The 12,668-nt window shown below is 65.9% G+C and carries 7 protein-coding genes; 3 read left to right on the top strand and 4 right to left on the bottom strand.

The features are described from left to right. Nucleotides 1–233: 233 nt before the first annotated feature. From ACGFIZ_RS23260 to ACGFIZ_RS23250, 3 genes are all read left to right on the top strand, one after another. Complete coding sequence (locus tag ACGFIZ_RS23260; protein ID WP_393422393.1) at nucleotides 234–686, top strand: SitI3 family protein; 453 nt, start codon at nucleotides 234–236, stop codon at nucleotides 684–686. Nucleotides 687–935: 249 nt separating this feature from the next. Then, nucleotides 936–2,462: a hypothetical protein gene (locus tag ACGFIZ_RS23255; RefSeq protein ID WP_393422391.1), complete on the top strand. Its 1,527-nt coding sequence runs from the start codon at nucleotides 936–938 to the stop codon at nucleotides 2,460–2,462. Between the two features lie 655 nt (nucleotides 2,463–3,117). Then, nucleotides 3,118–6,033 (top strand): DEAD/DEAH box helicase, encoded by a 2,916-nt coding sequence (locus tag ACGFIZ_RS23250; protein WP_393422389.1) that lies wholly within the window; start codon nucleotides 3,118–3,120, stop codon nucleotides 6,031–6,033. On the opposite strand, the gene ACGFIZ_RS23245 is transcribed toward ACGFIZ_RS23250, so the two are convergent. The 4 genes from ACGFIZ_RS23245 to ACGFIZ_RS23230 all read right to left on the bottom strand — a co-directional run bounded on the left by ACGFIZ_RS23245 (nucleotide 6,030) and on the right by ACGFIZ_RS23230 (nucleotide 10,982). After that, nucleotides 6,030–6,557 (bottom strand): helix-turn-helix domain-containing protein, encoded by a 528-nt coding sequence (locus ACGFIZ_RS23245; protein ID WP_393422499.1) that lies wholly within the window; start codon nucleotides 6,555–6,557, stop codon nucleotides 6,030–6,032. The genes ACGFIZ_RS23250 and ACGFIZ_RS23245 overlap by 4 nt on opposite strands. Nucleotides 6,558–6,762: 205 nt before the next feature. Then, complete coding sequence (locus ACGFIZ_RS23240; protein ID WP_393422387.1) at nucleotides 6,763–8,118, bottom strand: hypothetical protein; 1,356 nt, start codon at nucleotides 8,116–8,118, stop codon at nucleotides 6,763–6,765. Nucleotides 8,119–9,117: 999 nt separating this feature from the next. After that, entirely contained in the window at nucleotides 9,118–10,587 is a 1,470-nt protein-coding gene (locus ACGFIZ_RS23235) for a tyrosine-type recombinase/integrase (RefSeq protein WP_393422385.1), read from the bottom strand. Between the two features lie 2 nt (nucleotides 10,588–10,589). Then, the gene (locus ACGFIZ_RS23230) at nucleotides 10,590–10,982 is read right to left on the bottom strand and encodes a helix-turn-helix transcriptional regulator (RefSeq protein ID WP_393422383.1); all 393 of its coding nucleotides are present in this window, start codon (nucleotides 10,980–10,982) and stop codon (nucleotides 10,590–10,592) included. Nucleotides 10,983–12,668: the final 1,686 nt, after the last annotated feature.

Raw genomic sequence — 12,668 nt, 5'->3', positions numbered from 1 at the left:
CAACGTTGCTCCGCTGCGCCTCCGCCGAATTGCCGGAGGGTACGTCCGCCCTCCACATCGTGAGCGGCGAGACCACCCGATGGCTGCAGGGGCTGGCGCGGTGACCTCGCCGCCCCCCCCTGCAGAAGCACTTCGACGACTGGCCGATCGAGCACCTCAAGGAACTGGCGGCGGCGACCCGAAGCGGTGCGATCATTCAGATCGTCCGGCGAGACTGAGAAGGCAGGCAGCAAGTGGGTATCGAATACCGACTGACACTGGCGGGTGACATCCCGCTGGAGCAGGTCGCCTCGGTCGTCGCCCCGGAAGGCGTCGAAGAGTCGGCACTGCCCGGCTACCCTCGGCTGCTCAGCGGCGGCCTCGAGGACGAACTCGGGTACACCATCACCGTCTCCGGGGGCGGCCACGGTTACTTCGACGCCGAGGACGACGACGGGACCCAGTGGGAGTGGGAGCCAGACGTGTATGTCGACGTCGTCTTCCACATGCGCAAGAACGACCAGCCCGAGGCCGCGATCCCCACCATGGTGTCGGCTGTTGGCCGCGCACTCGCCAGCCAGGTGGAAGACGCCGCGCTGGTACTGAACGGTAACTGGCTACTGCTCACGCGAGTCGCTGGGATCGTACGTAAGCACCGACCGTCGTGGTGGGACAACTACGGCATCGGCGACATGATCTCCGAGTGAGCGGACCGCTGTTCCCGACCGGTATGCCAACCAGGGCGAGCACGGTCACTACGACTTTACCGTCCGCGTGATGTGGCTGATCGACCCGCGCCGGTACCGATCCGCATCCGTTGTCCTCGATGCCGATCGCCTCCCCGGCTCTCAGCCGTGCCTCCGTTGCGGCTGACTGCGGGAAGTGAGACGACCGCACCTGGCCACTGTGCGTGTTTAGTCATTGCGCTGGGTGTCTCCGCCGGGCACGGTTATCTGATGCAGCGCTGGGATCGACTGAACGAGCGCCAGGTGGATCTACTGCGTCGGATTGCCGACGGCGACGATCTCAGTACAGCCGACGGTGTTCCTCTTCGAGGGTCCGCCCGTGCGCTGCAGAGTCGGCGCCTGGTGGACATCACGCGCAAGGGCGGGACGTGGCGAGCGACGGCCACGGAGTCGGGCCAGTTCTACCTGCAGCACGGGTTCCACCCCGAGGACCCCGCCCACGTAGCCAGGCCGTCGCCCACGCAGTCAACCGCAGGAGGGGCCGGAAGGCAGCCGGCAGCCGGCAGCACGGCGACGGCAACGGTTACCTTGGCGCAGCAACTCATCGATCAGCTGGCCCAAGGTGACGGTGTCGTCCGTATCGAGGAACCCGATGAGCAGACCCGGGCGCGATACCGGCGGGCCATCCACGCGGCGAAGCAGCACAAGCTCGTTCCGGACGGATGCGAGCTTCGGCACACCGGCCGCGACAGAGGTGACATCGTCGTCAGGCTCTACGACAAGACAAACGCCGCCAGCAACGGGTGGGACGCCTTCCGGATTGCCTCGCGGCACCAACTTACGATCGACGAGGAGATCGTCGCAGCGCTCCAGAAGAACCCCTCGGCGCTTACCGTCTCGGCCGACCTCCTGCCCCGGGCGTTGGAGTTCGTGCGCTTGCTCGCTGGGGCAGCCCGTAGCCGCGGGCACCGCCGAGTCGTCAACACCAAGGGCGCCCGACCCACACTGTCGCTGCGGCTGGAGAAGTCACAACGCGCGGTGAGAATCAGCGAGGAGTACGACAAGGTCCCGCACGTACTCACCAATGACGAGCGGCGGCGCCAGAAGCGGCAGCCCTGGATCTCGTTGCCCGAGTTCGACCGGGTGCCGAGCGGCCGCCTTGTCCTTGAGGTCAACCGCGCCGGCTATGGCAAGCCAGACACATGGACCGACGACAAGCGCACCACGCTCGAGAGCCGCGTCCACAAAATCATCAAGGAGGTGGAGGCGGGATATCTCGCCGACCAACGCGAGCACGAGGAGCGGGAGCGCGCCCGCAGGGAGGAGACGGAGCGCTGGGAGCGGCGGAAGGCCGAAGAACGCGCGCAGTGGGAGCAGGTCAAGGCCACCGCCACGGTCCAGGCCACAGACAAACTGCGCACGGACCGGTTCCGTGCCGCGTTCGACAACTGGGTGGCGGCGGACGCCATCCGAAACTTCTGCACCGCCCTCGAAGCCTCCGCCTCATCAAGCGAAGGCGCAGGCCAGAACCTTGATCAATGGGTGGCCTGGGCGAGAGACAAAGCCGACCGACTTGACCCCACGATCAACCCGGCGGTGCTCGCCGAGGTGGACTTCGACATCGAACCGCGCCCCAGGGATCTGGAGCCTTTCATGGGTGAGTGGAGCGCGACCAGGCCAGAGAAGGCGTACCACCCGGAGGCGACCCGCAACCAGTACGCCGACATCCTCGCCTACGAGAAGACCTGGCACCACGGCATGCGCGGCAACCCACAAGCATGGCGATGGCGCAGCTGACCCGGGCCCCTGCACAGGGCGCAACCGCCGCCCCGTTCATAGATTTCGAACCCAGATAGCCGCTGATAAAATTGTCATGCTGCGTGTTGGCCGCGGGCCAGTGAGTTGTGACAGGTGCTTGCGGTTCACGCGGCAGTCCGCTACTCCCTGCTGAAGCTGCCGTGACGACTGGTGGCGCTGGTGTTGGCGGCGGCCACACCCGCCGCAGACGCGGATGGTCGCCGCCGAGCTGACGACGGGTAAGGCGTCGACTGGCAGTGTTTGTGCGAACGAATAGTAGTGCCCTATGTCGACCAACGCATAAGCTCGCACTCGTGAAGGGATTGCCGCCCAAATGACGGGTCTTCGTACTGACGACCGGCGCACGGCCGGCGGGTGGCATTCGTCCAATATCTGGGCACGCACACAGACATTCGACGGCAATCCTGTCAAGCAGCTCCTCGTTCCAGCGAGCACCTTTCACGCTGTCTCAGGCAGTGATGGGGCACTTGAAGTCGCCAACAACTACGGCGTCTGGCCAGCTGCCAGCAGCGAGGCTCCATTCGATCAAGACATCCTGTGGCTAAGGCTTCCGCCTGGCACGGGGCCCGGAGATTCGCTGACCCGAGCGAGTTGGCACCTACCGAGCGCACTCGTGCGCTCCGCACCATCCGAGGTGCTTGAGTCGTATCGGGACGCGATCACCTTTAACGAAGGCACCAAGGAGAGTCCTGGCCTTCGATCGCCGCAACTCGGAGCGATGCATGCTGTGCTCGGCTACTGGACCACCAAGCGGACCATCCCGGCCACGGTGGTCATGCCGACAGGCACCGGCAAGACGGAGACCATGCTCGCGCTTCTGGTGGCCGCCCGCATCAACCGATTGCTGGTGCTGGTCCCCTCCGATGCCCTACGTGAACAGATCGCGACCAAATTCGAGACGCTCGGCGTGTTGCAGAAGCTGGGTATCGTCAGCAGCTCGGCGGTCCGCCCGTTGGTGGGGCGCGTCCAACAGGGCTTCACCACCGTCGAGGCGGCGGAGTCGTTCGCGCAGGCGTGCAACGTCATCGTCGCGACGCCCCAGGCGATGAACGCCTGCCAGCCCGAGGCACTGGCAGCCCTCGCCGGCGTCTGCTCCCACCTGTTCGTCGATGAGGCCCACCACGTGGCCGCGCGTACATGGTCTGCGATTCGCGACTTCTTCGTAGACAAGAACGTGGTCCAGTTCACGGCAACGCCGTTCCGCGAGGATGGCAAGCATCTTCAAGGCCGTATCATCTACTCCTTCCCATTGCGGGAAGCTCAGGCGCAGGAAGTCTTCTCGCAGATCGATTACACCGCCGTGATCGACTTCGAAGACCTGGACCTTGCTGTGGCGGAGCAGAGCATCGCCAAGCTGCGCGCGGACCTTGCGGCCGGGTTCGACCACGTTCTGATGGCTCGCGTCAGCGGCATCCCTCGGGCGAAGGATCTCAAGCCGCTCTACGACAAGCTCGCCGCTGATCTCCAGCCGGTCATCATCAACAGCCAGATGCCCGCAAAACAGCAACGCGACGCAGTCAAGGCGCTACGGGAAGGCCGCTCGCGCATCGTCATCTGCGTCAACATGCTCGGGGAGGGCTTCGATCTGCCGTCCCTGAAGGTCGCCGCGGTGCACGACCCGCAGAAGAGCCTCGGCGTCACCCTGCAGTTCATAGGCCGCTTCGCGCGTACGTCATCGAACGGCAGGTACGGCGACGCATCGGTATTCGTCGCCCGCTCCGAGATCGACGTGGACAGGCGCCTACGGACGCTTTACGCGGAGGATTCCGACTGGAACCTGATCCTGCGCAACCTCACCGAGACCGCAGTGCAGGGACAGCAGGATGCCAGCGACTTCGAGGAGGGCTTCACCAGCTTGCCGGAAGACGTCACGTTGCGGAGCCTGCTGCCGAAGCTGAGCACGGTCGTCTACCGAGCCCCTACTGAAAGGTGGGAACCGGAGAACCTGGTCGACTTCTTCGGCGAGGACCGCATGTTCACCCAGCCCATCGGCCTGAACACAGCTGCAGGGATCGCGTGGTGTGTCGTGGAAAGCCGTGACAACGTCCGCTGGGGTGACCTCAAGACCATCGAAGAGATCAGCTACGAGCTGTACCTTCTCTACTTCGACCGGGACAAGCGCCTGCTGTACATCAACAACTCCGCCAACGACGGTGTCTTCGAGGACCTCGCGATGGCAGTGCTGGGTGCGGGCGCGACGCGCTTCACGGGCTCGACGGTCTACCGCGTGATGGCCGACATTGACCGGCTAGTGCCGACGAACGTCGGCGTCCTCGACGCCCACGACCAGTTCCGCCGCTTCTCCATGCACGTGGGCTCCGACGTGACGGCCAGCTTCACCCAGGCTGAGGCTGGCACGAAGTCGCAGACGAACATCTCCGGCGGCGGGTACCGCGACGGTGAGCGGGTCAACATCAGCGCCTCCCTCAGGGGCCGCATCTGGTCACCCGCCACCGCCCGTGATCTCAAGCACTGGCGAGACTGGTGCGACTCCGTTGGCGAGAAACTTCTCGATGACACGATCAGCATCGACAAGGTCATCGGACAGTTCATCCTGCCCGAGCGCCTCAGCGGCCGGCCCACCGGCGTCGTCTTGGCAGTCGAGTGGCCGTGGCAGATCCACACAATGCAGGCCGACAACCTGAGGTTGTCGTTCCAGGACCTCACATACGAAGCCGTCTACACCGATCTCGTTCCGGACACCGCCGCGACCGAAGGCCCGTTCCGTTTCGACGTGCGGACCAAGGGGTGGTCGGTGACGTACGAGGCCACCGTCGAGAAGGGCCGCCTCGTCTACCGGTGTATCGGCGATAAAGAGATCAAGATCGTCCGCCCACGCTCCGAGCACAACCTGAGTGATTGGCTCAACCAGATCGGCCTCACCTTCATCCTTGACGATGACCGGATCATCGAGGGCGACCTGCTCTACAAGCCAACCTGGGACAAAGAGCCGTTCGACCGCGCCAACCTCACGCCTCTCGACTGGACCGGCACCACCATCACAGTCGAATCCCAGACAAAGGACCGACTGACCCACTCCATCCAGTACCGGGCCATCGCCGAACTCAAGGCTGAGAGCGAGCCGTGGGACATCATCCTCGACGACGACGGCAGCGGCGAAATCGCCGACATCGTGGCCATTCGGATCAACAGCGAAGGTCTGCTGATCCGGCTCGTGCATTGCAAGTACTCGCACGGTGAGAACGTCGGCACACGCGTCGACGACCTGTACGAGGTCTGCGGGCAAACCCAAAAGTCGATCATGTGGCGGCGCAGCGATCTAGGCCCGTTCTTTCGCACACTCGATGACCGGGCCCGCAAGAAGCAGCGGCGTGACGGCGTCAGCCCCTTCGAGGTCGGAGATATCAAGGCGCTCTACAGGATTCAGGAGCAGTCAACCGTACTTCGGCGGCGCATGGAGATGGTGATCGTCCAGCCGGGCCTGTCGGCCGCTAGGGCAACGGCCCAACAACTGAACCTGCTCGCCTCCACACAGGCATACCTCAGAACGACGATCAACGCGCCGCTCGCGGTCTGGTGCAGTCGCTAGAGACGATGCTTGGCCATCAGCGCGCCGGCAAAACGGAATCCAAGACAGGGGTTCGACTGGGATCTGGCTGCCGTACCGACGCGCACCCCGCCCACCCGGCACCAGCAGCCGCCCTCGTGCACGGTGAGCGACCCGGGCCCCGTGGTCCAATGCCGGAGGCGGGGGAGGAGTGCGGGTGGGGGTGACCCGTTCGTTGGTAAGGCTGTGAGTGCCCGTGAAGAGCTGGTGACCGACGTCGAGCGGCGTAGGCGAAACCGCGAGCAGCGGCGGGAGATTCTACGCCGACTGGAGGAGGACGGGGCGGGACCTCCGCCGTTCGGGGTGACCCTTGCCCAGGCTCGGGCCAAGGCCTTGCCGCCAAGGGCAGCGATGTACCGGGCAACCGTGCCGACCTCAGCCTTCGGCAGTTCGCCGCTCTCGATGGCGGCGACACGCGGCTGTGAAACGTTCATGCGGTCGGCAACCTGCTGCTGAGTCAGCCCGCGCATCTCACGCAGTCGCGCTGCGCGCACCTCGCCACGCATGCGCTCCTTGTGCTGCTCAACCTTGGCCTCATCGAGGTTCATGCGGGAGCGGACATCCCGCCAGCTACGCGCCATCAGTGCTGACCCTTCAGCTCTCGCAGATGGTCGGCGAACTTCTTGCATCCGCCGCGATCCGCGCGTCACATAACGTGAGCGTGGACGGTACGCCGGCAGACGCCCGGAATTGCCGAGTTGAGTGTGCCGCTCAGAGCGGCGCTGGCAGGGCCGACGGGATCAGGATGGCCCATTTTCCGTTCCCAAGCCCGGTGCTGGTTAACCACTCGGCGATTGATACGATCCGGGTCGAGGTGCCGTCAGCGAAGGCGATTTCGATACAATCACCGTCTCGCAACTCTTTCTGTAGCTCAGCGACCGAAACAACTGACTGCCTCTGGTCGGGGATCAGTCGCGTCGATTCCTCGGCGTGTGTGACTTTGTCGACAACGAGACGGAGCGCGTCGCCGACCCGTGAAAAACCAACAACCCGCGTCGTGCGGTAGGGAGACGTACCCACCATGAGGCTCCGCGAACCATCGGCGTCGGCCAGCAATGCGTGTACCTGTCGCCCGACCATACGCTCCAACTGATCGGTGTAGCTGGCAATCGCCGTTCGGCCGTCGATGCTTGAAATATTGCCGCCGCCAATTCCGAGATTTTCGAGGCGCCGGACGATACTGGAGGGATCCGGATTGACAACGTCCACCTGAACGTTGGCTCTCGCCACTGTGTCGGTCAACATCCCCGAGGCTACGAGGTCGGTCTGCGGCAATGAGTAACCGACAAGCGCCACTCGGTCGGCGTCTGCCAACGCTCGTGCGGCTGACTGCCAAAGCTCACGGGAGATGGGATTGTTGTAGAATGAGGACTTGGCGGCGGCGGGCGGCACGATAAACGGTTCGCGGCCGGGAAGTTGCTCTCGCCGAAGTTGCTCGGATGGGGGGATCGGCTGGCCCCACCTGCCCGACAGGGGCAGGCGTTGAATCGTCGCGCCGGACAGGTCCCCAGGCACCCAATAGTTGTCGAGCGACCCGTGTAGCTTAAGTAGACGAAAAGAGGGAGAACCGCGATCAACGATCCACCCACCCCGGTTAGGGCTGGGCGGAATATCACGCACCAGGTTGAATGATTTCGCCTGCGAATTGCTCGGATCCCAATCGCTCAGCACCGAGTACTCCACGGCCCGTTCGACTAACGTATCGTAGTTGAAGGTGATGACCGTGGCGCGAACAGCGTGGGCTATGCCAACCAAGCGTTGCAGCCACCACTCCGGGCGGTCATGCAGAACCAGTAGTTCTCGCTCCTGCATGACTCGGTGCAACTCCTGTGCCACCTCCAGGAACAGACCCTGGTTGGTCGCGTTGTCGGCTGCCGTCAGATCAGGCTGCGGCTCAGCGAGGCGTGATAGCCACGCCTCGAAGTATTGGTTCCGAAACCCCCGCGGTGTCCGCAGCCGAACCTGAGGGAGGCGAGCTCTAATTTCTTCACCCAGCTCATCGGTAAGGGGCATTTCGTCCGAGATTGCCCGGGAAAATCCCGCCCCCAACACGAGTGCGATTCTCATGCCGCTCCCACCCCTTGCACCGACGATCGGGAGCGACTGTACTCGAAGCGGGATACGGGGCTCATCGACAGGTTCAGCAGATGCGGAAGCACCTTATAGCCGCGGTAGTGCGACCGTCCGACGTCCTCATCTAGCCGCGATCCGGGCGTCGGCCGACTGCGTGCCGGTAACTGGGCGCGTTAGGCGCTGACACGGAGACTGGTGGGCCGATGGCCAGCGGCACACTGTTCCTCGGGGCATGCGGATCTTTGTACGTCAGCGAGTACCTGACTCTGTAGCGGAACCCGTACGCCGACATGCACCGCCCTGCCGTGACGGAACGCGACGCGGACCGGCATCGGACGCCCACGGATTCGGGTGCTCCGCGGGTGCTCGGGCGTTTCCCCACCCCGACGGACGCACCAGAGAAACCCGGGATTCCACCCCAGTCGACGACCAGTTGCTACGTAACCGCGCGTGGTCGTCGGCGCGGAACGGCCCGACCCGCTTCGGACGCAGCCGGACGTCCGAAGCTCACTCGACTACCGTGGGCTAATGAGACATCTTTGAAGTCATCTGGGGTACTTTTAATCCTTAGGTTCTGGGTTCGAGTCCCAGGCGGCCCACTTTGAACTGGGAAAATGGTCCACCATAACTATTTTCCGCTTCCCTCGGTCGGGGCATTTGTCGGATTTTTCGGCTTAGCGTGCGAGCACCCACCGAGCACCCAGCTCTGGAATGACGCCATGCGACGCCGCGCGACGTCGCCGGTCGGGGGTGTGATCCGGTGCCGCGAGGCGACGCATGTCGCCGCATTCCGCGGCGAGAGCCTGGGCTCCCGTCTACCTGCGCCAAGCCAGCTGTGGCGTCGGTGTTGGGAGCGTAGGGCGAGGGGCGACGAGGGGTCTCGGCCGGCGGAGTTGCGGGTGTCTGGGGTGCGTGTGGTGGTGGGCCGGATGCGGTCGGACGTTCTGGCGTGTCGACCGCATCCGGCGTCGTGTACCACCGACGGTGCGTGCGTTACGCGGCTCGTCGGCGTCGGCGGGGGACGAGCTTGGCGGCGGCTTCGGCTTTGGCGCGTTCGACGTCGAGTTCGGCGATGACGGAGGTGTAGGTGTCGGTCATCGCGAGGGAGGAGTGGCCGAGCAGTTCCTGGATGTCCTTGAGGTCGGCGCCAGCCGCCTTGAGGTAGGTGGCGGCGCAGTGCCGTAGGTCGTGCAGCCGGATCGGGGGTAGCCCGGCGTCGCGGACGAGGGCTTCGAACCGGTCGGTGACGGCCTGGGGGTGCCAGGGCTGCCCGTCGGGTTGGACGAAGAAGAACCCGGTGTCGGGCCACGCGGTGCCGCAGGCCAGTTTCCATCCGGCGCGGCGGGCGTGATGGGCGCGCAGCGCCGCGTGGGTGAAGCTGTCAATGGCCAGCACCCGGTTGCCGGACTCGGACTTGACCTTCTTGACCACCGGTGTGTAGCCGTGGGTGGTCAGCTGCTGGGTGACGCTGACCAGCGCGTTGTCGAGGTCGACGGCGGTGTCGGTAAGCCCGATGGCCTCGCCGCGGCGTAGGCCGCGGTGGAGGATGAGCACGAACAGCGGGTAGAGGGCGACGTCGTGGTCCTCGGCGTAGTCGAGGAACTCCCCGGCCTGCTGCGGGGTCCACACCATGACCGCGCTGGGCCGCTCACCGGTGTCGTGCCACTTCTGTACGGCCTTGGCGGTCCACACCCGGGCCTTGGGGCGGGCACTGGAGGGCAGTTCGACGTGGGCGGCGGGGTTGAAGTCGATCAGCCGGTTGTTGCTTCTGCGAATGGCGTCGTTGAGTGCCTTGCGCAGGGTCGCGCGGATGCGGTGCATGGTGGACGGCCTCGTGGGGCGCATGCCGCGCACACTGGCGCGGATCCACGGCTTGTCGCTTTGCCGGGCGATCTCGATGGCGGTATTCCGGTCGGCGATGGCGGTGAACATCGCCTCGATGTGCTCGACCCGTAACTTGACCAGCGGGATGTCGCCGAGGTGCGGCACCAGGTGGGTGCGGATGTGTGAGCCGTAGGCCAGGACGGTGGCGGGTTCGATGCCACGCCGGGACGCCAGCCACGAGGTCAGGTACTCGCCGACGGTCGTCGCGGCGGTGGCGGGCAACCCGGCCCGGACCCGCCGGGCGATGGTGTCACGGTCCGGTAGCGGGGCGCCGGAGGTGACGGCGAGGAGCAGGTCGGCGATCTCGGCGGCGACAGCCGCGTCGTCGCCGGCGAGGGCGAGCAACGTTTTGGCGTGGTCGCGGTCGGTGGTGGCGGCGTCGCGGGTGCCGAAGGTGCTACGACGCAGTTGCCGGCGTGGTTGGCCGGGGTGGGTGGGCAGTTCGAGTTGGTAGGCCCACCGGCCGTGGGTGGGACTCCACGCCCCGCCCGCCCGCCGCAGTTGGGGACAGCGGTTGCCGAGCTTGCGGCCATTGCCGTCACGGCAGGAGCAGCGTTTGAAGACGGATCCTTCCGCCATGATCAGGTGTTCCCTTCCGTCGGGGTGTGCGGCAGCCAGGGGCTGCGGATTCGGTCTGGGGTGATCCACCCGTGCCTTCTGCCCGGGATCAAGTCGCCGTCCGGCGGGGGGCTGGCCGGCTCGAGATCGTCGGCGGCCGGCAGGTGCAGAGCGTGGAGGATGGCCGCGACCGGCACCCGGTAACGGCTGCCGAAACGCAGCACCGGCACCGGGAACTGGCCACGCTTGGCCAGGTCGTAGGCGACGGAACGGGACAGCCCGAAGATCCGGGCCGCAGTGGCCAGGTCGGTGACCGCGCCCAGGGCGCGGATCCGCTCGGCGGTCCACGCATCTGAGCCGTTCTCGGACGGGCGGGCAGGAGATACGAGGTCGGAGTGGTATTCAGGGGTGGTCATCGCAGTAGTCCTTCCGGTGATCAAGAAGTGGAGGTGTCGCCCGGCTGGATGTGGGCGGACACGGTGAGGCGGCAGGCCGACCTGGTACCGACGCCGCAGCGGAGGTCGGCTGGGGCATCAGCGGTGCGCCGTACGCTGACGTTGTCGACAGACCGCCAGCGACCGGATCGGCCGGGGGTCGGGTCGACGGGGCGTGGTGATGCGGCGGGCGCTCGCTGATCTGGTCGTCGGCTCCCGCGTCGCGAAGGCCGTGCGCTGACACCCTTAAACCCGCGTTTGTGTGCGCTGGCGAACGCCTGCCCCACTCGCAGGCGCTCACAGCCGCTCACAGAGCTGCCTGGTGGGCCGCGTCGCTGGGGTACGCGCCCGCGCCCGCGCCTGGCGCCAGACCGCTGGCGCCGGCACCGGTCGCCGTGACAGTGACTTCCGCCGATGACAAGGAGGGTGGAGTACGGTCGGCGCCGCCCGGCGCCGTGGTCACGGAGATGTCATCGCGGCCCGGACATGTCACTCGGCCTATGACGTGACGGCCCGCCTGGCACTCATGTCGGTGGATGGACACGGTGCCCCTCGGACACGTCGGCGGCGCAGCGGGGCACCATGGCCACCGGTCGATGACACGCCTGTCCGCGTGGCCGTGGTCAGTGCCGCTCGGGTATGGCCGCCGTCGGCGCGAAGGCGGGCATGTGGCCACCACACGTCGTCGTGCACGCGTGACGCGTGTCCGCGAGCGTGTCCAATCCCTGTTCAGCGACCCTGGCCGGACATTTGTCAACGACCTACTTCGATGGCATGGTCAGGCCTCGACGCCGCTCCGTGCGCGTTGACCAACGCCGTGGCCGCTGGCGAGCCGCGTCGCGGACACGGGTGGCATGGCGCTTTGGCGCCATGTCCGCGCATGTCCATGTCAATCGACGATGGCAGTTGGATGGTTGCGCGGTCACGTGCATGTCCGGACACGCGGCGGGTGACCCGCGCCCGTCGCGGCCACCTTTGGCCTTTGCCGGCGTCCGCCGTGCGATCACGCCGTGTCCATTGGCAGACATCGTTGACGTCGGGGGTGGCGTGACGCACGCGTCCGGTTGCGTCTCGGGGCGGGCGTGTCCTGCCTCCGCCGAGGAACGGCGTTCGACGCGCGGGCAAAGACGCCGACACCATGCTCCGGTGAGCGCGGCAGAGCCGCCATGATCGAGATCCGATGTATGCCCCGGGCGCCGCTGCCATCTCCGAGGTATGCCAGCCTCGTCGCCACCCACCCGAGCAGGGCTGTGTGAGCGTCTGTGAGGCGCCGTGGGGCGCTGTGAGCGCCGACGTGTGCGTTCCCGGATACCTCTCGTTGGGCGCCCGCCGCTCGTTCTCACAGCCCTGCTCAGAACGCCGATCAACGATCCGCTTGGCCGCTGGCCCGCCCGGCGTCGCGAAGCGCTGTGAGTGGTTGTGAGTTCCGCAGGCGTTCGCCAGAGCACACAAACGACGGTTTACAGACGGGAGCGCGGTAGGGGCGCGGTACGTTGATCGCCGGTGGCCGCGGCACCGGGGTCTGTGGTCGCTTCGGTGGGGCGTGGTGCGCCGACACCCTCAAACCGGGCTCTGTCAAGGGTCAGGACGAAGTCCTGTCCGATGGCCTTGAGCTCTCCTTGTGGGCGGACAGCAGAAATCCATGCTGGTGGTCAGGTGATCTCCGTG

The organism is Micromonospora sp. NPDC048830 (assembly GCF_043198215.1).
In the GTDB taxonomy this organism is placed as follows: Bacteria; Actinomycetota; Actinomycetes; order Mycobacteriales; family Micromonosporaceae; genus Micromonospora.
The sequence above is the reverse complement of the archived record's forward strand: the minus strand, read 5'-3'. Positions and strand labels throughout refer to the sequence as shown.

What these genes read in the sequence shown, in the direction of transcription:
- ACGFIZ_RS23255 (WP_393422391.1), top strand. Translation starts at nt 936, where the DNA reads ATGCAGCGCTGGGATCGACTGAACGAGCGCCAGGTGGATCTACTGCGT.
- ACGFIZ_RS23245 (WP_393422499.1), bottom strand. Translation starts at nt 6,557, where the DNA reads ATGCGTGGCGAGGTGCGCGCAGCGCGACTGCGTGAGATGCGCGGGCTG.
- ACGFIZ_RS23240 (WP_393422387.1), bottom strand. Translation starts at nt 8,118, where the DNA reads ATGAGAATCGCACTCGTGTTGGGGGCGGGATTTTCCCGGGCAATCTCG.
- ACGFIZ_RS23235 (WP_393422385.1), bottom strand. Translation starts at nt 10,587, where the DNA reads ATGGCGGAAGGATCCGTCTTCAAACGCTGCTCCTGCCGTGACGGCAAT.
- ACGFIZ_RS23230 (WP_393422383.1), bottom strand. Translation starts at nt 10,982, where the DNA reads ATGACCACCCCTGAATACCACTCCGACCTCGTATCTCCTGCCCGCCCG.